Genomic DNA, 20,383 nt, shown 5'->3' with positions numbered 1-20,383 from the left:
CTCTGAATTGGAAACCGTCTAATGGCTTTATTTTTCTCTCCGGTTGAACGGATGCTTGCGCTTCGATATATGCGGGCGCGTCGGGCTGAAGGGTTTATCTCGGTTATTGCCTGGTTTTCACTGGCGGGTATTACCCTTGGCGTGGCCACGCTGATTATTGTGATGTCGGTAATGAATGGATTTCGCGCCGAACTTGTCGATCGCATTCTTGGTCTTAATGGTCATGTGGCTATCTATAGTACCGAGGGGAATGGCATTAAAAACTATGATGATCTGGCACTTTCAATCACTGATATGCCAGGTGTAATTGCGGTAACACCTCAGATCGAAGGTCAGGTCATGGCGACCAAAAATGCGGTTAGCCTTGGTGCCGTTATTCGCGGTGTACGCTGGTCTGATCTTGCGGCGCGCAAGCCTTTATGGGACTCACTTGATGATAAGGCCATAGCCAGCTTTCGCGATGATGGTGGCGTGTTGATTGGCAAAACCATGGCGTTCAAGACCGGTATAGTGCCAGGCGGTACAATCACCTTGACCACGGCGCGTGGTAAAGCCACCGCCTTTGGCACCTTGCCAACACGTCGTAGTTTCAAGGTTGCAGGCATTTTTGATGTTGGCATGCATGAATATGACACTAGCTTCATTTTTATGCCGCTTGATGTCGCAGGTGAATTTCTGGGTCTGCCCACGTCGGTATCGGGGCTTGAAATCTATGTTGATGATCCGCAGAACATAGCCTTTTACCGGGCGACAATTGCCAGCACTCTGACTAAAAACCTCCGTGCCTTTGACTGGCTTGATAGAAATAAGAGCTTTTTGAACGCGCTAGCTGTCGAGCGTAATGTTATGTTTTTGATTCTGACGCTGATCATTCTGGTCGCGGCTTTCAATATCGTATCATCAATGATTATGCTGGTACGCTCAAAGAACGCTGATATTGCTGTACTGAGAACTATGGGCGCAAGCGGGGGATCCATTTTGCGGGTTTTCCTGATGACAGGTGCCAGCATAGGCGTCGTTGGCACGGCCATTGGGTCTGTTCTGGGGATGCTGTTCTGTTGGAAAATAGACGCTATTAAACAGTTTCTCGAAGGCATGACCGGTTCCGAACTATTTGCCGCTGAAATTTATTTCCTATCAAATTTACCGGCTAAGGTTGATTCGCAGGAAGTTTTAATGGTGATTGTCATGGCTATCTCATTATCTTTCATTGCTAGTCTTTACCCAGCATGGCGGGCAACACGCATCGCCCCGGCAGAGGCTTTGCGCTATGAATAGACAGGACCAAAGCCGAATGCCAATGTTGTCACTCGACAAGGTGACCAAGAACTATACGCAAGGCGAAAACAAACTGGAAATTCTTAGTGACGCTAGTTTAACGGTAGCCTCAGGGGAAATGAAAGCGCTTATCGGGCCTTCGGGTTCAGGCAAATCAACCTTGCTGAATATCGCGGGTCTTCTCGAAACGCCAACAAGTGGCACCGTTACCATAGCTGGTCATCAAACAGATAAGATTGGGCGCCGTAAGCGAGGCCAGTTACGCCGCACGCATATTGGTTTTGTGTTCCAGTTTCACCGTCTGCTTCCTGAATTTTCGGCGCTTGAAAATATCATGATACCGCAAATGCTGAATGGTCTTGGCCGTGACGAAGCAGCCGCACGCGCTGAACAATTATTACAGATGGTTGGCCTCATGAATCGTGATAGCCATCGTCCGGGCTTACTATCGGGTGGTGAACAGCAACGTGTTGCCATCGCACGCTCAGTCGCCAATGCACCGCGCGTTCTGCTGGCTGACGAACCAACGGGTAATCTTGATCCGGTTACGGCGGCAGGTGTTTTTGAACATCTATCGGCGATTGTGCATGGCACCAATACAGCGGCCTTGGTGGTTACGCATAATCAACAGCTAGCGCATGAAATGGACAGCATTTTGACGCTAAAAAACGGTGTCATCGAAACTATCAACTGATCTTTCTATTCCTTATTTTAAAAAATATTGAGGCAACTAAGCGCCAGTCCATTGCGCTTATGTCACTATGGTTTATGCTGGCTGTTCCAGCCATGATACAGGTGTTAAATGCCCACCAATTTTGTCCATCTTCGCTTGCATACAGCCTATTCACTGGCCGAATCGACTTTGCGAATCAAGAATCTTGCGCGGCTTGTGTCTGAAGATGCCCAGCCTGCTGCGGCCATCACTGACACCAACAATATGTTTGGGGCGCTTGAATTTTCCAAGGCTATGGTCAATGTGGGCGTTCAGCCCATTATGGGCGCTCAGCTCAATATCACTGACAGTCAGGGTACAGGCGAAGTTGTTTTGCTGGCGCAGAATGAAACGGGTTACGTAAATCTTTCCCATCTCTTATCTGACGCTTTGCTGAATTCAGAGGCAAACGCCAACCCGCATTGTAACTTTGATGCCTTGGCAGCACGATCTGAAGGGCTGATTTTGCTGTCCGGCGGTGTGATGGACGGATTCGTCGGCTTGCCAGCATCAGATGGTCGCCAATCGCTGGCCAAATCACGTTTGCAGGCTTTGAACACGATCATGCAGGGGCGTGTCTATATCGAACTGCAAAGACATGGCCTAGGTGCTGAGCAGGTGGCTGAACCGATACTTGTCGCATTAGCCGATAATCTTGATCTGCCACTGGTCGCCACTAATGATTGCCGGTTTGATTCACCTAAGATGGCTGGTCCACATGATGCGCTGATTTGTATTGGAACAGGGCGTAAGGTTTCCGAAGAAAACCGGATCAAATATTCACCTAACCATTACTTTAAATCAGGCAAACAAATGACTGATTTATTTGTAGATATTCCAGAAGCAATTGCAAATACTGTAACCATCGCCAAACGTTGTAGCTATATGTCGCCTGAACGGGCGCCGATCCTGCCTGCTTTTACGGCTGGCACAGATGTAACCGAAGATGTTGCGCTGGCACGACAGGCTGAAGATGGCCTTGCGCACAGGTTGGAACGTTATGTCTATAGCGATGACATGGATGCTGCTGCAAAAGCTGATATAGCCAAACCGTATCAAGATCGTTTGGCTTTTGAGCTTGGTGTCATCAATCAGATGGGGTTTCCAGGCTATTTTCTGATTGTTGCTGATTTTATCCAATGGGCTAAGAACGCGGCTATTCCTGTAGGGCCGGGGCGGGGGTCTGGTGCTGGTTCGGTGGTGGCGTGGGCGTTATCAATCACGGATCTTGATCCACTCCGGTGGGGGTTGCTGTTTGAGCGCTTTTTGAATCCAGAACGTGTGTCTATGCCTGATTTTGATATCGATTTTTGCCAGGATCGCCGTGATGAAGTCATCACATATGTTCAGGAAAAATATGGTAAAGACCGCGTTGCCCAGATCATTACCTTTGGATCATTACAGGCGCGTGCGGCTTTGCGGGATGTTGGCCGTGTACTTGAAATGCCTTATGGGCAGGTGGATCGCATCGCCAAATTAATTCCCAATAATCCGGCCAATCCCACCACCATAGCACAGGCGCTGGAAAGCGAAGCTGATCTTCGTGCCGAGCGCAATCAGGATGAACAGGTTGCTGATCTGATTGATATGTCATTGTCGCTAGAAGGTCTTTACAGACATGCCTCGACACATGCGGCGGGTTTGGTCATTGGTGACCGTCCTTTGGCTGATCTTGTGCCGCTCTACAGGGATCCACGCTCGGACATGCCGGTAACCCAGTTCAATATGAAATGGGTTGAACAGGCTGGTCTGGTTAAATTTGACTTTTTGGGGCTGAAAACGCTGACCGTTCTTCAGCGTGCGGTTGAATTTATTGCCCAGCGTGGCATTGAAATTAATCTGGATGCCATACCGCTTGATGATATCAAAACCTTTGAAATGCTGTCAGCTGGTGACACCGTTGGCGTATTCCAGTTGGAATCAGCTGGTATGCGGGATGTTCTGCGTGGCCTGAAGCCTGACCGTTTCGAAGATATCATTGCGGTGGTGGCGCTTTATCGTCCGGGGCCGATGGAGAATATCCCTGACTATGTAGCGCGTAAGCATGATCCGTCGCAGATTACCTATATGCACCCTGATCTTGAACCAGTCCTGAACGAAACCTATGGCATCATGATCTATCAAGAGCAGGTACAGCAAGCCGCGCAGGTGCTAGCTGGCTATACGCTTGGCGCAGCTGATATTCTACGTCGCGCGATGGGCAAGAAAATTAAAGCCGAAATGGATGCTCAACGGGCAACCTTTGTTAATGGCGCTGTTGATAATGCGATATCTGAAAAACTGGCCTCAGACATTTTTGATACGATTGCGGCCTTTGCTGGCTATGGTTTCAATAAATCGCATGCCGCGGCCTATGCGCTTGTGTCTTATCAGACCGCTTATCTCAAGGCTAATTATCCAGTCGAGTTTCTGGCCGCGTCGATGGCGCTTGATGCGGGTAATACCGAAAAACTGGCTGTATTCCGTCAGGAATGCCAGCAAAAGGGCATCACAATCAAGCCGCCTTGCGTCAATCATTCCTTTGCCGGTTTTCGCGTGGAGCCTGACAATAATCATCCCGAATCTGACAATGATAAGCTGGCTATTCGCTATGCGCTTGGAGCGATAAAGAATGTGGGCGCCGAAGCTATGGCGCGGCTTACCGAAAAGCGTGACGCAGGTTCAAAATTTGAACATTTGATGGATTTCCTTGAACGTCTGCCTCGTGATGCCAGCAATCGGCGGCAGATGGAAAATCTGGTGCGGGCAGGGGCGCTTGACTGTCTTCATGCCAATCGCCACGAGCTATTAAACAACATCGATTATCTATTGGCACATGCCGAAACCCTCCGACGTGACAAGGAATCAAACCAGAATAATCTGTTTGGTGACGATACCGATAGTATGGCAAGTTCATTGCGGCTTACCCCATGTGAAGACTGGGTGCCAATGGATCGTCTGAAAGAAGAGTTTGACGCGCTGGGTCTGTATCTGTCAGCACATCCGCTTGATGGATATGGCAACCAGCTTGCAAAACTGCGCATTATCACGGCTAGTGAATTAAACCGTCAAATCGAGGCTGGACGGCCACCGCAACGCGTTAATCTGGCGGGGTCAATCACCGGTAAACAGGTGCGTGTTTCACAACGTGGCAACAAATTCGCCTTTGTCCAATTCACTGATCAGACAGGTGTCTTTGAAACAACTTTCTTTTCTGATGTGTTGTCTAATAGTTCAGATTTATTAAATGATGACAAGCCATTGCTGGTTTCTGCTAATCTAAAAGTTGAAGAAAATGGGCCTCGGTTACTAGCTGCGCGTGTACAGTTGCTTGATGATGCTGTTGCGGCATGGCATGGCGGGGTTGGCTTATGGATCCGCGATGACAAACCGCTTGAACAGCTTAAATCGGCTTTACGTGATGATGGGCCTGGCAAGGCCGAGGTCAAGTTGCATTTCACTGTCGATGGGCATGATGTGCGCGTCGCATTGGCAGGTCGTTTCAAGCTGAGTGGTGAATTGCGCCAGAATTTGCGTCGTATTCCGGGGGTCCTTGAAGTCCGCGACCTTTAGGTTCATTCAGATTGAAAATATTATTCTTGTTTGGCTGATAAATGCGGCTTTCTGGCTTGCTTTTTCATGGATAAGGCGATACATCTCACCTCAATTCACACATGAGGGCGGTCCGGCATGGCAAAATCCATGCTTCAGGCCATCCGGTGAAGGCATATGCCTTTCATTTCCCTCATGGAGGTTTAACCGGAGAACAGGAGTAAATAACATGGCTCTCCCTACTTTTACTATGCGCCAAATGCTTGAAGCAGGCGTTCATTTCGGTCACAGCACCCGTCGTTGGGACCCGCGTATGGAACCGTTTATTTTCGGTGAGCGCAACAAAACGCATATCCTTGATCTCCAGCAGACTGTCCCAATGCTGCATCACGCCTTAAAGGCAATCAGTGATGTGGCTGCTAAGGGTGGCCGTGTGCTGTTTGTTGGCACAAAGCGCGCCGCGTCTGAAAAGATCGCTGAAACAGCCCGTGACTGCGGACAATATTATGTAAATCATCGCTGGCTTGGTGGCATGTTGACAAACTGGGCGACTGTATCCCAGTCGATCCGTCGTTTGCGTGATCTTGAAGCCCGTATGGAAAGTGGCGAGATTAACCAGCTGACCAAGAAAGAAATTCTACAGCTAACTCGCGAACAGGAAAAGCTTGAACGCACACTTGGCGGTATTAAGGAAATGGGCGGTCTGCCTGACATCCTGTTTATCCTCGACACGAATAAAGAAGCCATTGCGGTTCAGGAAGCTAACCGTCTCAATATTCCGGTCGTCGCTGTTGTTGATAGTAATGCCAGTCCGGAAGGCGTTGATTACCTGATCCCGGGTAATGACGATGCCATGCGTGCCATCACATTCTATTGCGAGCTGGTTCAAGGTGCTGTCCTTGACGGTTTGCAGACCGAATTGATGAAAAGTGGTGGTGATGTTGGTGCGGCTGTCGAAGCGCCTGTCGAGGTGGCTCTTGAAGCACCAGCCGAAGAAGCACCTGCCGAAGAAGCACCTGTTGAGGTGGCTGCTGAAGTTGCCGCAGATGCGGCAACGGCGGCACCTGCTGAAGACACAGTTGCCAAAGAATAACAAACATCTGTTTTCCCCACAGTGGGGAAAACAGCTTTGCTTGCATATTGCGGGCTAATGGTTTTAACAACTTTGCATATAAGGATAGCAAAATGAGTGTGACGGCTGCACTAGTTAAGGAACTGCGCGAAAAATCTGGCGCAGGTATGATGGATTGTAAAAAAGCTCTCGGCGAGACCGGTGGCGATATGGACGCGGCAATTGACTGGTTGCGGACAAAGGGTTTGGCGGCGGCTGCTAAAAAATCAGGTCGTGTAGCGGCTGAAGGTTTGGTTGCCGTTGCTGTTGATGGCACGTCAGGTGCGATTGTTGAACTCAATGCAGAAACCGATTTTGTCGCGCGTAACACCGAGTTTCAGGATTTCGCCAGAAATCTTGGTTTGCTTGCGCTTGGCGCTTCAGACATTGAATCGCTTAAGACGCTGGATTACCCGGATACAGGTCGTAACGTTTCGGAAGAACTGACCAACAAGATTGCAACGATTGGTGAAAATATGTCACTGCGTCGTATGGAAAAAGTATCGGTTTCCAGCGGCTCTGTCGTTTCATATATGCATAATGCGACAGCTGACGGTCTTGGCCGTATTGGCGTTCTTGTGGCTCTGGAATCAAGCGCATCAGCTGATGTGTTGAATGGTTTGGGTAAGCAGGTAGCCATGCATATAGCGGCAACATCGCCAGCTAGCTTATCAGTTGATGATCTTGATGCCGATATGGTTGCGCGTGAGCGCGACGTGTTGATCGAACAGGCCAAAGCCTCTGGCAAGCCTCAGGAAATCGCCGAAAAAATGGTCGAAGGTCGGATGAAAAAATACTATCAGGAAGTCGTTCTGCTTGAGCAAACGTCCGTTATTGATGGTGAAACTCGGATCGAAGATGTCATCATCAAAGCAGGTAAAGATGCCGGTGCAGACATTGCCCTTAAGGCATTTGTAAGGTTTAATCTTGGTGAAGGTATTGAACGCGAAGAGTCAGACTTTGCGGCGGAAGTTGCTGCACAACTTTCCTAAGTGAAAAACACAGGAGTTAGCCTTGGCAACAGATAGCGAAACCGTAACGGATTTGAAATATCAACGTGTGATGCTCAAAATTTCAGGGGAATCTCTGATGGGCAGACGTTCATATGGTATTGATCCTGAAATGGTTAGCAAAGTCGCCATAGAGGTAAAAGACGTTATCGCCACGGGTGTCGAGGTATGCCTTGTCATTGGTGGCGGTAATATTTTCCGGGGCGTGTCTGGTGCCGCCGCGGGTATGGAACGCGCGACTGGTGATTATATGGGCATGTTGGCAACGGTTATGAATGCCCTTGCCATGCAAAACGCGCTTGAACAGTTGGACGTTCCTGTGCGGGTCATGTCGGCATTGCCAATAAGTGCTGTTTGTGAACCTTATATACGTCGTCGGGCAACGCGGCATCTTGAAAAAGGCCGTGTTGTGATCTTTGCAGCTGGAACCGGCAATCCATTTTTTACTACGGATACCGCCGCCGCTTTACGCGCCACCGAAATGAATTGTCATGCCTTGCTGAAAGGTACGCGTGTTGATGGCGTTTATTCGGCTGATCCAGAAAAAGATAAAAATGCAAAGCGCTATGACGAACTTGGCTACTTGCAGGTGCTTTCAGATGATTTGCGGGTGATGGACGCTTCTGCTATTTCTTTAGCGCGCGAGAACAATATACCCATCCTTGTTTTTTCTATTGAAAGCGCAGGTGGGTTTGCTAGCGTATTGCGGCATCAGGGCAAGTTTACCATCGTGCACTGACCAATGAATGGCATCGGACTTTAATTTAGCTAAAGGTAGGGGAAATGGCTGATTTTGACATCGAAGATATGAAACGTCGGATGGAAGGCGGTTTTGCCAGTCTGAAAACTGAATTCATGGGGCTTCGGGCTGGTCGTGCATCGACGGGAATGCTTGAACCTATTATGGTTGACGCTTACGGCTCTAAGATGCCGATGAGTCAGGTTGGTAATATTTCGGCACCTGAGCCACGTTTGCTAACGGTGACCGTGTGGGATGCGTCCATGACCGCGTCTGTTGAAAAAGCCATTCGTGAGTCTGATCTCGGTCTAAATCCGATGGCCGAAGGTACGCTCATTCGTGTGCCAATCCCTGATTTATCCGAAGAACGCCGGAAAGATATGGTCAAAGTTGCAGGCCGCTATGCAGAAGCGGCTCGTGTCGCTATCCGCAATGTTCGCCGTGATGGTATTGAAAGTGTTCGCAAGGCCGAAAAAGAAGGTTTGATGTCTGAAGACGAACGCCATGGACTCGAAAGTGACATTCAAAAAACAACTGATGAATATGTTAAAAAAATTGATGATGCTTTTGCCAATAAAGAAAAAGAGATAACGCAGGTATAATATCAACCTATTGGCTATAATCCTTGCTTTGGATATAGCCATTTGAATTTTGGAAAACTACCAAAACGGGTTTAAAAATGGTAAAAACACCGCATCACACAGCAATAATAATGGATGGCAACCGGCGTTGGGCAAAAGGGCGCGGGCTTGACATTATTCGTGGGCACAATCAGGGCGCTGAGTCGCTTAAGGATGTTTGTCGTGCGGCACCTCAAGGCCAGATCCGCTGGCTGACGGCGTTTGCATTCTCTGCTCAGAACTGGAGCCGTCCTGAACCTGAAGTGTCTGGTTTGCTTAAATTAATGCGCCTATTTCTAATGCGTGAAATCGAAGAATTGATACATAATAATATCCGCCTACGTGTCATTGGTAATAGAGGTAATTTTTCTACAGATTTGCAGCAGCTTATCAGCAAATCAGAGACTTTGACGGCTGAAAACACAGGCCTTAATCTAACCATCGCACTTGATTTTGGCGGCCAGCAGGACATCACGCAAGCTACGCGTCAAATTGCCGAAGAGGTGGCAGCAGGAGTTATTGACCCAAAGTTGGTAAATAACGATTTCTTGAAGTCACGTTTGCAGACGGCAGTTTTGCCGCCAGTTGATTTGCTTATCCGCACTGGGGGTGAAAAGCGTATTTCAAACTTCCTGTTGTGGGATCTGTCCTATGCTGAATTATATTTCAGCGATACATATTGGCCCGATTTCAAAGCCTCTGATCTAGAAGTTGCAATTACCGAATTCAATAATAGAGAGCGTCGCTTTGGTGGCAATTATGCTGACAATGACAAAAACCTCAGCTCTGCATCAAGCGACACCACTTGATGACATTTTCGTCGCTTTCCCCATTGGCTCAGCGCCTTGTTGGGTTTGCTACCCTTGTTCCGATTATAGTCCTTGTTTGGTTTGATGCTAAAATTGCATCTTTGATTGTGTGGCTGGCTTTCATTCTTATGGGGTTGGAATTTAGCCGGTTGGTTGATTTGGCCAAGCCCTTTACGTTTATAGTGCTTGTCCTGTTTGCCTTTGTGGGTATGCCACTATGGCTTATGGTCATTGATACGCGGTTAATCTTGGCAGTGATCACAGCTATGATGGTTTTGCTAATGTGGCAAAAATCGTTTCCATTAGCCGTTTTCGTTGGCCTTACATCCTTGTGCGGTGTCAGTGCTCAGGTGATTATCAACAACCAGAACGGGCAATATATGCTGTTGGCTGTTTGTGCTGTTGTTGCTGCTTGTGACATAGCAGCATTTTTCGTTGGAAGACGTGTGGGTGGGCCAAAATTGGCACCGTCGATCAGCCCGAATAAAACAGTGTCTGGAGCTATTGCCGGTGTTCTGGCGGCTGGCATACTGTATTTTATCTTTGCGGGTATGTTCGGTCTGACATCGGTTGTAGCTTTTGGCTTTGGGTGCATAATTGGGTGTCTGGCTCAGCTTGGCGACTTGTTTGAGTCCAGTGTAAAACGGCAAATGGGTGTAAAGGACAGTGGCCGGCTTATCCCGGGACATGGTGGTTTACTTGATCGGTTTGACGGATATCTTCTCACCTTACCGATAGTCGCGTTGGTGTTTTTTATTTAATAAAGGTTCGGCATGTCATCACATTCGGTCATCACCATTCTTGGGGCGACAGGTTCCATTGGCGATAATACGCTGGCTTTGGTGCGACAAAATCCTGACCTGTTTCGCATTAAGGCCCTTGTTGGCGGCTCAAATGTTGAAAAGCTTGCCGATCTTGCGCTCGAATTCACCCCAGATGTTGTCGGTATTGCTGATGCCACCAAGCAGGCGCGTCTGGCTGAACGTCTGCTAGGTTCCGAAATAAAGATTGTTGCGGGCGATGCTGAATGTAAGGATTTAGCCGCCATAAAGGTTGATATCGTTATTGCTGGTATTGTTGGCTTGGCTGGTTTGCCATCAATGATGAAAGCTGTCGAAGCAGGCCAGACCATTGGGTTGGCTAATAAAGAGTCCTTGGTTTCGGCAGGTCATGTGATCAGCCAGGTTGCGGCAAAAAATGGGGCACGGATCATTCCGCTTGATAGTGAACATAGTGCTATTTTTCAATGTTGGCATGGATGGCAGGAACGTCTTGATGGCAATGACGTTCATGAGGGCATGTCATCGATTCAGAAGATTTGTCTAACAGCATCGGGTGGCCCATTTTTAACCCGCGCGTTGAATGAATTTGCATCTATTACGCCGCAAGATGCAGTAGCGCATCCTAATTGGGAAATGGGGCGCAAAATTTCGGTTGATAGCGCAACAATGATGAATAAGGGACTTGAAGTCATCGAAGCGCATTTTCTGTTTGATCTGCCTGCCGAACAAATTGAAGCGGTTATTCATCCCCAGTCTATAATTCACGGTATGATTCATTTTCGCGATGGATCAATAATTGCCCAGTTATCCTCTGCTGATATGCAGGTGCCAATCTCTTATGCGCTGAAAATGCCTGGTCGGTTGAACTGGGATCCGGAACCATTGGACATTGTTGCGCTTGGTAAACTCGAATTTCTGCCTATTGAGCCGGATCGGTTTCCATGCTTTGCTCTTGCACAGAACGCTTTAATACAAGCCGGAACTGCTCCGGCCATTCTAAACGGTGCCAATGAAGTGGCTGTGGCCGCATTTTTAGCCGGTCACATTAGTTTTTCGTCTATTGCCACTATTGTTGCAGATAGCCTAGCCACCAATATAGATGGTGACATTAACACGCTTGACGCTGTCATCGCTGTTGATAACGAGGCGCGGCGTGTGGCTACGGTTCTTGTTGAAAAAATTAAAGGGCAGTAATGTTATCTGTCGCAGAAACTAGGGGTAATTAAGATGGGTGATCTTGGATTCTTTGATCTGATTATTGGGTTTTTGCTACTAATAACCCCAGTCGTTTTTTTTCATGAGCTTGGCCATTATTGGGTGGCGCGCAAAGCCGGCGTGATCGTCGAGGTTTTTTCCATCGGATTTGGTCCCGAACTTTATGGCCGGACAGCCAAAAATGGGACGCGCTGGCGTATTGCGGCAATCCCATTTGGTGGTTTTGTCAAAATGCGAGGTGATGAAGACGCCGCCAGTACACCTGGACAGGACAGTGCTCATGTCGAGGGCAGTTTTGGTGGGGCTGGGCTTTACTGGCGGATGGCGATTGTCCTGGCAGGACCTGTAGCTAATTTTATTCTTGGCATATTGTTATTTGCCATGGTGTACATAACCGTTGGTAAACAGATACTGCCAGCCGAAATAGGAGAGGTTATACCGAACATGCCTGCCGCCGAGGCAGGTTTGCAAAGCGGTGATCTGATTCTAGAAATTGACGGCATTAAAATACGTGAATTCAATGATATGCGCGGTTTGATTATTGAAAGCCCGGGTAAACAGCTGGATTTTCGTTTACGCCGTGATGGTCAAGAACTTACCTTGCCTGTGACGCCTAAAGCACAATTCAGCGATCAGTTGGACATAACAGTTGGGGTGTTGGGGGTTAGGTCAGTTCCTGTTAATGCCCGTGTGCGCATGGCACCTTCGACAGCAGTGGTTACGGCAACATCGGACGCGTTTCACATGTCGATAATGATTTTGCGTGGTTTGGGGCGTGCGGTCACGGGTAACATTCAAAAAGGTGAAGTTGGCGGTCCTGTTCGCATAGCCGAAATATCTGGTACTGTGCTTAATCAGGGAATAGTGCCGTTCATTTTGCTTACCGCGGTGATTTCGATCAATCTTGGCTTGATTAATTTGCTTCCAATTCCGGCGCTGGATGGGGGACATATGGCATTTTTCCTGATTGAAGCGGTGCTTGGAAAACCATTACCACTTCACTGGCAGGCTATCTTGATGCGGGGTGGCATAGCAATTTTGATGACGCTTACGTTATTTCTGGTCTTATTTGATCTGGCACGATTGATACCTTAAGGTTATTGTATCTGGAAGGTTATTGTATCTGTGTTTTTGACGTATTTGCCTTTACTGTCTCAATAATGCATTGTTCTGGACTGAAAACTGGTGCCGTGCCTGTTCGGATAAAGATGGAGTATCCATGCGTAATTTTTTGCTAATTGCGATTTTTCTATTTGCTTCAGGTCTGTTACTTCCCGCCAATGAAATACATGCCCAATCGAATGATCAGAATATTCGTGTGTCAGAGATACGGGTGCTTGGGAATAAGCGTGTGTCTTCGGGTACGGTGCTGTCATATCTACCGGTAAATATTGGTGATGTGGTAACTCAGAGCAGCCTCAATGTCGCGCTTGAACGGCTTTTTGATACCGGTCTTTTCAAAGATATTAGCATTGATAATGAGGCTGGTGTTATCACCATTGATATTCAGGAAAACCCCATTATCAACCGGATTAATATCGAAGGGAATGACGCAATCAGCGATGAACGCCTGTTGGAAGCTATTGACGTTCAACCGCGCCGCGTATTCACCCAGAAACTAGCCCTTGAAGCGACCAGAACATTGCTTGATCTGTATCAGGCTGGCGGCCGGTTTGGTGCCTCTGTTGAGCCTAAAATCATCGAGCTTGATGAAAATCGTGTGGATCTGGTGTTCGAAGTGAATGAGGGCCCTCTTATCAAGATCAGTTCGATCAGCTTTTCGGGCAACCAACGTTATTCTGACCGGGTTCTGCGCAGTGCTATTTCAAGCCGTGAGCAGCGCTGGTGGGCGTTTTTGAGTTCGGCAGATAAATATGATGAAGGCCGGTTGGATTATGATGTGCGTTTGCTTCGCCAGTTTTATCTGGCGCGTGGTTATGCCGACATTTCGGTCACCCGGGTTCGGGGCGGTCTATTGCCTGACCGAAGCGGTTTTGCCGTCTCCTTCATTTTGAACGAGGGCACGCAATATACGGTTCGTGATATTACACTGACCAGTGAAATTGAGAATGTTGATATTCCTGATCTGATTTCGTTGTTTGATTTTTCTGATGATAATCGATACGACGTGCGCCGGCTTGAGCAGGGGCTTGTTGACATCACCAACCGTCTTGGTGAATTTGGCTATGCCTTTGTTGATGTGCGCCCTGAAATAACTACCATACCTGAAGACAGTGTTCTCGATATTCATGTCACCGTGGGTAAGGCGCGTAAGAACTTTGTTGAACGCATTGATATTATTGATAATACCCGTACGCTTGATGATGTTATTCGCCGCGAAATGGAGCTTGTCGAGGGGGATGCGTTTAACACCCTCAAGCTAGAGCGTTCAGAACGTAACATTCGCAATTTGGGTTATTTTGCCAAAGTTGATGTCCGTAACATCCAAGGTAGTAGCGAAGATCAGACCATCTCGCAGATCATCGTTGAAGAACAATCGACAGGTGAATTCAGTGTTGGTGTCGGTTATTCGACCTTGGATAAAACCAGTTTGAATTTGGGTATCGCCGAGCGCAATTTCTTGGGATCTGGTCGTTCGGTGCGCGCCAGCATCGGCCTGTCCGACTCAAAAACAGATTTTGTGATTGGCGTTACCGAGCCTTATTTCCTTGGCCGTAATCTGACTGGCAGTGCGTCGCTATTCAATGAAAAGACGAAATCCAGTTCGGTAACAACGAAACGCACAGGTGTTAATTTCGGCGTTGGCTTTAGTGCGGCTAATGATATTTATCATCAGGTCAATTACCGACTTGATCAAAGTGAAACGACTGACTCATCAACAACCGCGACGTCGGTGACGGGGGAAAATGGAAAAAACATTCTGACATCTTCGGTCAGCTATACGCTGGGCAAGGATACGCGTGATAATAGATTTGATCCCTCCGAAGGGTATCTGATGGAAATATCCGAAACGCTTGCCGGTTTTGGTGGTGATGCGAAATATTCGCGAACTGTGGGCCGCGCGGCTTATTATCAGCCGTATCTGTTTAATGCCGTTATATTGGGTGTTCGTGGGCGTATCGGGCATGTAGCAGGCCTTGGTGAAAATGTAACACAATCACAACGTTTCTCGCTTGGTGGTCGGCTTGTACGCGGCTTTACAGGGTCTGGTATTGGGCCGCGTGATACAGGTTCTAAGGCGGCTGTTGGTGGTAATAATATGTATGCAGGGTCTGTTGAAATTGTATCAGACCTTGGCTTAAGCAAGGATATTGGTCTGCGCTGGACGGCATATACCGATTTTGGTTCGGTATGGGGAACAGATTATCCCGCGGGCGTAACCAAGCCTAATGATCAAGCTATGCGTGCCTCATTGGGTGTGGGTGTCCTCTGGGATACTGTTTTGGGGCCGATGTCATTCTACTGGGCTGATCCGATATCAAAGCAATCGCATGACGAAACCAAACGATTCCAACTATCGATTGGCACGCGTTTCTAAACATTGTCTGGCTGGAACATAGCCCAAGCCGTTAAAATGATGTATAGAATAAAGAAATAGCGTTAGCTTTGTCAAAATGCTTTGGTCTGCGCGATAAGGAAACTGGATTATGCATTATCGATTAGCTAAATACGCGATTTTTTGGCTTGTTGCTTGTGTCCTCTCCGGACCTGTAATGGCCCAGGACGCGACCACGCAGAATGCTGACCTCAATGTAAAACGTATAGGTCTTGTTGATATTGAAGGTGTGCTTCGCTCTGCGGTAGCATCCGATAAAGTGCGCAAATTGCTTGATGAACAACGCGAAAAATTCCAGCAAGAGTTTAGCGTTACCGAAAAACAGTTACAGGATACCGAGCGCGACCTGACGTTAAAGCGCGGGGTGATTTCTGACGCTGAATTTGATCAACAGCGTATTGCCTTCCAGAATAAGGTAACCCAGTTACAGCAAGATATTCAGTATCGGCGTCAGGCTCTTGATAGCGCCTATCAAAAAGCACAAAATGATCTGCGCGCATTGGCCATAGATATCCTTGCCGAAATTGCCGCTGAAAAGAAACTTGATCTTATTTTGGCGCGAAATTCTGCATTGATCTTTTTACCCCATTTCAACCTCTCTAACGAGGTGCTTGAACGTCTGGATGAGCGCACGAAAAATGCAAAAATTGAGATTGAAATCACAAATCCTGACAATAATTAGGATGGTTTGGTGACAATTAATCGCACATTCTATGATTTTGACGAAACGGTAACCGTTGCTGATCTTGCTGTCATCTTGGGGGGTGTTGTTGCGCCTTCAAGCGCCATATCCGCATCCTTTATTACCGACATAGAGCCTTTGCATAGTGTGGCTAGCGGGGCTTTATCCTATGTATCAAGTCCAAAACATTTAGCCGGTCAGGCTATTCCTGACAATGCTGTCATTCTGGCATCCGAGTCATGCCTGAACAGCCTGCCTGATGCCATCCATCTGATCATCGTTGACAATCCACGCCTTGCCTATGCCAAGGCAGCGCAGCATCTCGTAACTGAACGGGTTGACCCCAAAGCGCATATGGCGACCGCAGGCATCGCACCTGACGCCCGTATTGATCCGACAGCACAAATATCACCACGTGCAACAATCATGCACGACGCTGTTATTGGAGCAGGCACCATTATTGAGGCCGGTGCGATTATCTATCCGCATGTTACCATCGGTGCGCAGTGCCATATTTTTGCCAATAGTTCGATAGCCTTTGCTGATATCGGTGATCATGTTGTTGTCCGTAACGGTGTCGTTATTGGCAGTGCTGGATTTGGCCTTGAACCTGCTTCAGATAGTATAGTTAAGGTGCCACAGTTGGGTATTGTGCGCATTGCTGATGGGTGTGATATCGGATCGAATAGCACGATTGATCGCGGTGCTTTGGACGATACAATAGTGGGCAAAATGGTCATGCTCGATAATTTATGCCACATTGCCCATAACTGCGTTATTGGTGACAATTGCATGATAGCCGCGCAGGTTGGCATGGCAGGTAGTGTTACTTTGGGTAAAAATGTTATCATTGGTGGCCAGGCTGGTATATCTGGGCATTTGACCATCGGCGATGGGGCTATAATAATGGGGCATTCGGGTGTGACTAAAAACATAGATGCCAATTCAACCGTTGTTGGGTTTCCAGCCGAAGCAAGTGGTGATTATTGGCGTAAACTGGCTGGATTGCGCCGTCTTTTGAAACAGTCAGACAACAAAAATTGACAAGGGTAAGATGATGGGCGCGGATACAGTAAATTTGAACATTGACGAGATTAAAAAGCTAATCCCGCATCGTCCGCCATTATTGCTGATTGATCGGGTCGAAGACGTGATTTCTGATCAGGAAGCGACAGGTATCAAAGCTGTTAGCATGGGTGAACCCTTTTTCGTTGGGCATTTTCCTGATTTTCCGGTGATGCCGGGGGTTCTGATTGTCGAGGCTTTGGCGCAAACGGCGGCCTGTATGGTAGCAGTGACGCTTGGTGATGCTACCAAAGGCAAGCTTGTTTTCTTTACCACTATTGAAAAAGCGCGTTTCCGTACACCGGTGCGCCCGGGTGATATGATGCGCCTGCATGTGACAAAAACCGCTGCCAAGGGGCCTTTGTGGAAATTTACCGGTATTGCATCAGTTGACGGTAAAACAGTTGCCGAGGCCGAATTTGGCGCGATGACTGTCGATCCGGCGCGTTAGGTTATGAGCAGTTCAATGGATCAATCAAACCTTACCAGCACCGTTATTCATCCAACAGCCATTATCAGTAATGCCGCAACCATCGGGGCTGGTGTCTCTATAGGTGCCTATTGTGTTGTTGGCGACAATGCTGTGCTTGGCGACGGTGTCAAATTGATGAGCCATGTGGTGATTGACGGCCATACATCGATTGGTGCGGGTACTCAAATCTATCCCTTTGCCGTGCTTGGTTGCGCCCCGCAGCATACCCGCTATGCCGGTGAGGCCTCGACATTGGAGATTGGCGAAAATTGTATCATTCGCGAGCATGTTACCATGCACCCGGGCACAGCGATCGATAATATGCGCACCATCATTGGTAATAATGGCCTGTTTTTCGCAGGCGCGCATGTCGCCCATGACTGCATAGTCGGCGATAACGTTATTTTTGCCAATAACGCATCATTGGGCGGGCATGCTAAGATTGGCGACTCTGTCATGCTTGGCGGTTACTCGGCGGTGCAACAGCATTGCCGTGTGGGCAGTCATTGTATGCTTGGCGCCCATTCGCTTGTTGACTCGGATGTGGTACCGTTTTCTATCGCCGTTGGCAATCGCGCGCGTCTGTCTGGCATAAATGTCATTGGTCTGGCACGGCGCGGCTTTTCTGATGAAAGCGTAAGCGCACTTCGTGCCGCATTTTTGATGTTGTTTAATGATGCGGATATTTTTGCGACCCGCGTTGAAACAACACGCGCTCATTTTGCTGATGTTGCCGAAGTCCAGGACATGATTGCCTTTATTGACGATGCTGGGCGCAACGGTGTTTGTCAGGCGGCCAAACGCTGAGGGGCACTATGACAAAGCTTGCCATTATCGCTGGTCAGGGACACATTCCCGTCGATATTGGCCATGCCGCCATTGCGAATGGTCATGATGTTGTGATGATGCCGTTGGAACATCAGGCCGATGCTGATTACAGTAGCTTTCAGACTGAACCTATTGGCTTGGCGAATATCGGACGTACACGCAAATTGATGCTGGATCATGCCTGTGATGCCATGATTATGGTTGGTAAGGTCAGACGTCCTCCTATTGGTGATTTGCGCCCTGATGTGGATGGGGTGAAATTGCTTGGCAAAATGCTCATGCGTGGCGATGACCAAACTTTGCGTCTCGTTGCTGAATATTTTGCCGAGGTTGGCATAAAGGTCATGGCCGCCAGTGATATAATGCCGGATCGGCATCTTGCTATAGGGCTTGTCGCTGGCTCTAGGCTTGGCAAACAGAATCGTGCTGATATAGACCTTGGATGTGCAGTTCTCGACAGCATCGGATCGCATGATATCGGGCAGGGGGTTGTCGTGCAGGATGGCCGGATCATTTCGATAGAGGCAGCTGAAGGCACCGATGCAATGCTGGCACGTTCGGCTGATCTGATTGATAAGACGGCAAGCGGTGCCGTGTTTGTGAAAATCCCGAAATCGGCTCAGGATAAACGCCTTGATATTCCCTTTATTGGCCTTGAAACGGTCAAAGCTGTTGTGGATGCCGGCATCCGTGTCATGGCGATCGAAGCTGGTGGGGTTATGCTGGCTGATCCACGTGAACAGGTAATCGCTGCCTGTATCGCAGGTAACATATCTTTGGTAGGGCTGAAACCACGGAACCAACGATGAGCGCACCGATCTTTATTCTTGCCGGTGAACCGTCTGGAGATGCGTTGGCTGCCCGGATGATGATGGCGATTGAAACAAAATATGGTAAACAGAACTGGATCGGTGTTGGTGGCGACAAGATGCTGGCACAAGGCCTGAAACCGCTGGCCGATATGGATCAATTGTCGATTGTTGGCTTTTCCGCAGTCTTAACCGCTTATTCAAAGCTATCGGCTCTTGCCAATGATCTTGTTGCACAGATAGTTGCTCATAATCCCAAACTTGTCATGACAGTTGATGCAAAGGGGTTTTCTATCCGTTTGGCGGCACGATTAAAACGCCGCCTGACGCGTTCGAATATGCACATACCCATTGTGCATGCGGTGGCACCAACAATCTGGGCATGGGGGGCGTGGCGGCGGCATAAATTTGCGCGTCATCTGGATGGGTTATTGTGCCTGTTCCCGCATGAGCCAGCTTTCTTTGACGGACTTGATGTCAAAGCATCCTTTATAGGCCACCCCGAGGCTTGGGCAAGTGAACCGGCATCACAAATTCCGGCAACCGCCGCACAACAATCGGATATGGGAACAAAGAAACTGTGCTTATTACCGGGAAGCCGGCGGTCTGAAGTTGGCTTGCTTTTGCCGCGTATGCTTGCCGCGCTTGATATCCTGCGTGAACAGGGTGTTGCTTTAGATGTGACGCTACCAACCGTATCGAATGTTCAGGAACAGGTTGAACATATATGTGCTGGTCATGGCATAGCCCAGGATATAACCATAAATACAGGTCGTGAGGCCTTTCTGACCGCCATGAACACTGCTGATGTCATGATGGCGGCTTCGGGTACTGTTACATTGCAGACGGCGCTTCATGCCGTGCCGGGTGTTGTATGTTATGCCACTTCGCCATTATCGGCCTTTATCGGGCGACGTCTGGTCAATATGGATAATGTCGTCTTGCCTAACGCCTTGCTTGGTCGGCCTGTCTATCCATTCCTGTTTCAGGAACAGGCTACGCCGCAGGCACTGGCAGTAACTGTGCAAACTATATTGGCGGATGCTCAAGCGCTGTCAAAAGCTACAGGCAACGCTCGGGCGCTGACTGATATGTTGCGCGGTGGTGGCAACAGCTTTGATGATATGGTGGCACAGGCCATGACTCCCTGGCTTGAAACCAGCCCGAAAGATAACCTGTCTGAAAAAGCTTGATCTAGCTGAA

Annotated in this window: 18 protein-coding genes; all 18 read left to right on the top strand. The window is 48.4% G+C overall.

The features are described 5' to 3' along the window. The first annotated feature begins 21 nt into the window (after window positions 1-21). The 18 genes from SAR116_RS02695 to lpxB all read left to right on the top strand — a co-directional run bounded on the left by SAR116_RS02695 (window position 22) and on the right by lpxB (window position 20,373). Window positions 22-1,278, top strand: a complete 1,257-nt coding sequence (locus tag SAR116_RS02695; RefSeq protein ID WP_013045394.1) for a lipoprotein-releasing ABC transporter permease subunit — start codon at window positions 22-24, stop codon at window positions 1,276-1,278. Further along, a complete protein-coding gene (locus SAR116_RS02690; RefSeq protein WP_041860726.1) occupies window positions 1,271-1,972 on the top strand; it encodes an ABC transporter ATP-binding protein in 702 nt (233 codons plus the stop codon). Before SAR116_RS02695 ends, SAR116_RS02690 begins: the two co-directional genes overlap by 8 nt. Window positions 1,973-2,080: 108 nt before the next feature. Continuing rightward, window positions 2,081-5,542, top strand: a complete 3,462-nt coding sequence (gene dnaE, locus SAR116_RS02685) for a DNA polymerase III subunit alpha (protein WP_013045392.1) — start codon at window positions 2,081-2,083, stop codon at window positions 5,540-5,542. A gap of 208 nt (window positions 5,543-5,750) precedes the next feature. After that, on the top strand, window positions 5,751-6,614 hold the full coding sequence (rpsB, locus tag SAR116_RS02680) for a 30S ribosomal protein S2 (protein WP_013045391.1): 864 nt from the start codon (window positions 5,751-5,753) through the stop codon (window positions 6,612-6,614). A gap of 92 nt (window positions 6,615-6,706) precedes the next feature. Beyond that, window positions 6,707-7,624 carry a translation elongation factor Ts gene (gene tsf, locus SAR116_RS02675; RefSeq protein ID WP_013045390.1) on the top strand — a complete coding sequence of 306 codons (918 nt, stop codon included), beginning with the start codon at window positions 6,707-6,709 and terminating at the stop codon, window positions 7,622-7,624. A 70-nt stretch (window positions 7,625-7,694) separates the two neighbouring features. After that, window positions 7,695-8,381: a UMP kinase gene (pyrH, locus tag SAR116_RS02670; RefSeq protein ID WP_049757567.1), complete on the top strand. Its 687-nt coding sequence runs from the start codon at window positions 7,695-7,697 to the stop codon at window positions 8,379-8,381. Between the two features lie 44 nt (window positions 8,382-8,425). Continuing rightward, window positions 8,426-8,983 (top strand): ribosome recycling factor, encoded by a 558-nt coding sequence (gene frr / locus SAR116_RS02665; RefSeq protein WP_013045388.1) that lies wholly within the window; start codon window positions 8,426-8,428, stop codon window positions 8,981-8,983. 77 nt (window positions 8,984-9,060) lie between these two features. Further along, a complete protein-coding gene (gene uppS, locus SAR116_RS02660; RefSeq protein ID WP_013045387.1) occupies window positions 9,061-9,810 on the top strand; it encodes a polyprenyl diphosphate synthase in 750 nt (249 codons plus the stop codon). Then, on the top strand, window positions 9,810-10,571 hold the full coding sequence (locus SAR116_RS13155) for a phosphatidate cytidylyltransferase (protein ID WP_013045386.1): 762 nt from the start codon (window positions 9,810-9,812) through the stop codon (window positions 10,569-10,571). Before uppS ends, SAR116_RS13155 begins: the two co-directional genes overlap by 1 nt. 12 nt (window positions 10,572-10,583) lie before the next feature. Then, complete coding sequence (dxr, locus tag SAR116_RS02650) at window positions 10,584-11,786, top strand: 1-deoxy-D-xylulose-5-phosphate reductoisomerase (protein ID WP_013045385.1); 1,203 nt, start codon at window positions 10,584-10,586, stop codon at window positions 11,784-11,786. Window positions 11,787-11,819: 33 nt separating this feature from the next. Continuing rightward, entirely contained in the window at window positions 11,820-12,902 is a 1,083-nt protein-coding gene (gene rseP / locus SAR116_RS02645; protein WP_013045384.1) for an RIP metalloprotease RseP, read from the top strand. Window positions 12,903-13,026: 124 nt separating this feature from the next. Further along, complete coding sequence (bamA, locus tag SAR116_RS02640; RefSeq protein ID WP_013045383.1) at window positions 13,027-15,306, top strand: outer membrane protein assembly factor BamA; 2,280 nt, start codon at window positions 13,027-13,029, stop codon at window positions 15,304-15,306. 175 nt (window positions 15,307-15,481) lie between these two features. Then, a complete protein-coding gene (locus tag SAR116_RS02635; protein WP_041860724.1) occupies window positions 15,482-16,006 on the top strand; it encodes an OmpH/Skp family outer membrane protein in 525 nt (174 codons plus the stop codon). Window positions 16,007-16,015: 9 nt separating this feature from the next. Beyond that, window positions 16,016-17,050 (top strand): UDP-3-O-(3-hydroxymyristoyl)glucosamine N-acyltransferase, encoded by a 1,035-nt coding sequence (gene lpxD / locus SAR116_RS02630; protein ID WP_013045381.1) that lies wholly within the window; start codon window positions 16,016-16,018, stop codon window positions 17,048-17,050. Between the two features lie 13 nt (window positions 17,051-17,063). Further along, complete coding sequence (gene fabZ, locus SAR116_RS02625; RefSeq protein WP_013045380.1) at window positions 17,064-17,522, top strand: 3-hydroxyacyl-ACP dehydratase FabZ; 459 nt, start codon at window positions 17,064-17,066, stop codon at window positions 17,520-17,522. A 15-nt stretch (window positions 17,523-17,537) separates the two neighbouring features. Then, a complete protein-coding gene (gene lpxA / locus SAR116_RS02620) occupies window positions 17,538-18,350 on the top strand; it encodes an acyl-ACP--UDP-N-acetylglucosamine O-acyltransferase (protein WP_041860723.1) in 813 nt (270 codons plus the stop codon). 8 nt (window positions 18,351-18,358) lie between these two features. Next, entirely contained in the window at window positions 18,359-19,180 is an 822-nt protein-coding gene (locus SAR116_RS13150) for an LpxI family protein (RefSeq protein ID WP_013045378.1), read from the top strand. Further along, the gene (gene lpxB / locus SAR116_RS02610) at window positions 19,177-20,373 is read left to right on the top strand and encodes a lipid-A-disaccharide synthase (protein ID WP_013045377.1); all 1,197 of its coding nucleotides are present in this window, start codon (window positions 19,177-19,179) and stop codon (window positions 20,371-20,373) included. Before SAR116_RS13150 ends, lpxB begins: the two co-directional genes overlap by 4 nt. The last annotated feature ends 10 nt before the right edge of the window (window positions 20,374-20,383 follow it).

This window comes from Candidatus Puniceispirillum marinum IMCC1322 (assembly GCF_000024465.1).
Lineage (GTDB): Bacteria > Pseudomonadota > Alphaproteobacteria > Puniceispirillales > Puniceispirillaceae > Puniceispirillum > Puniceispirillum marinum.
This window is presented reverse-complemented; position numbering and strand designations above follow the sequence as displayed.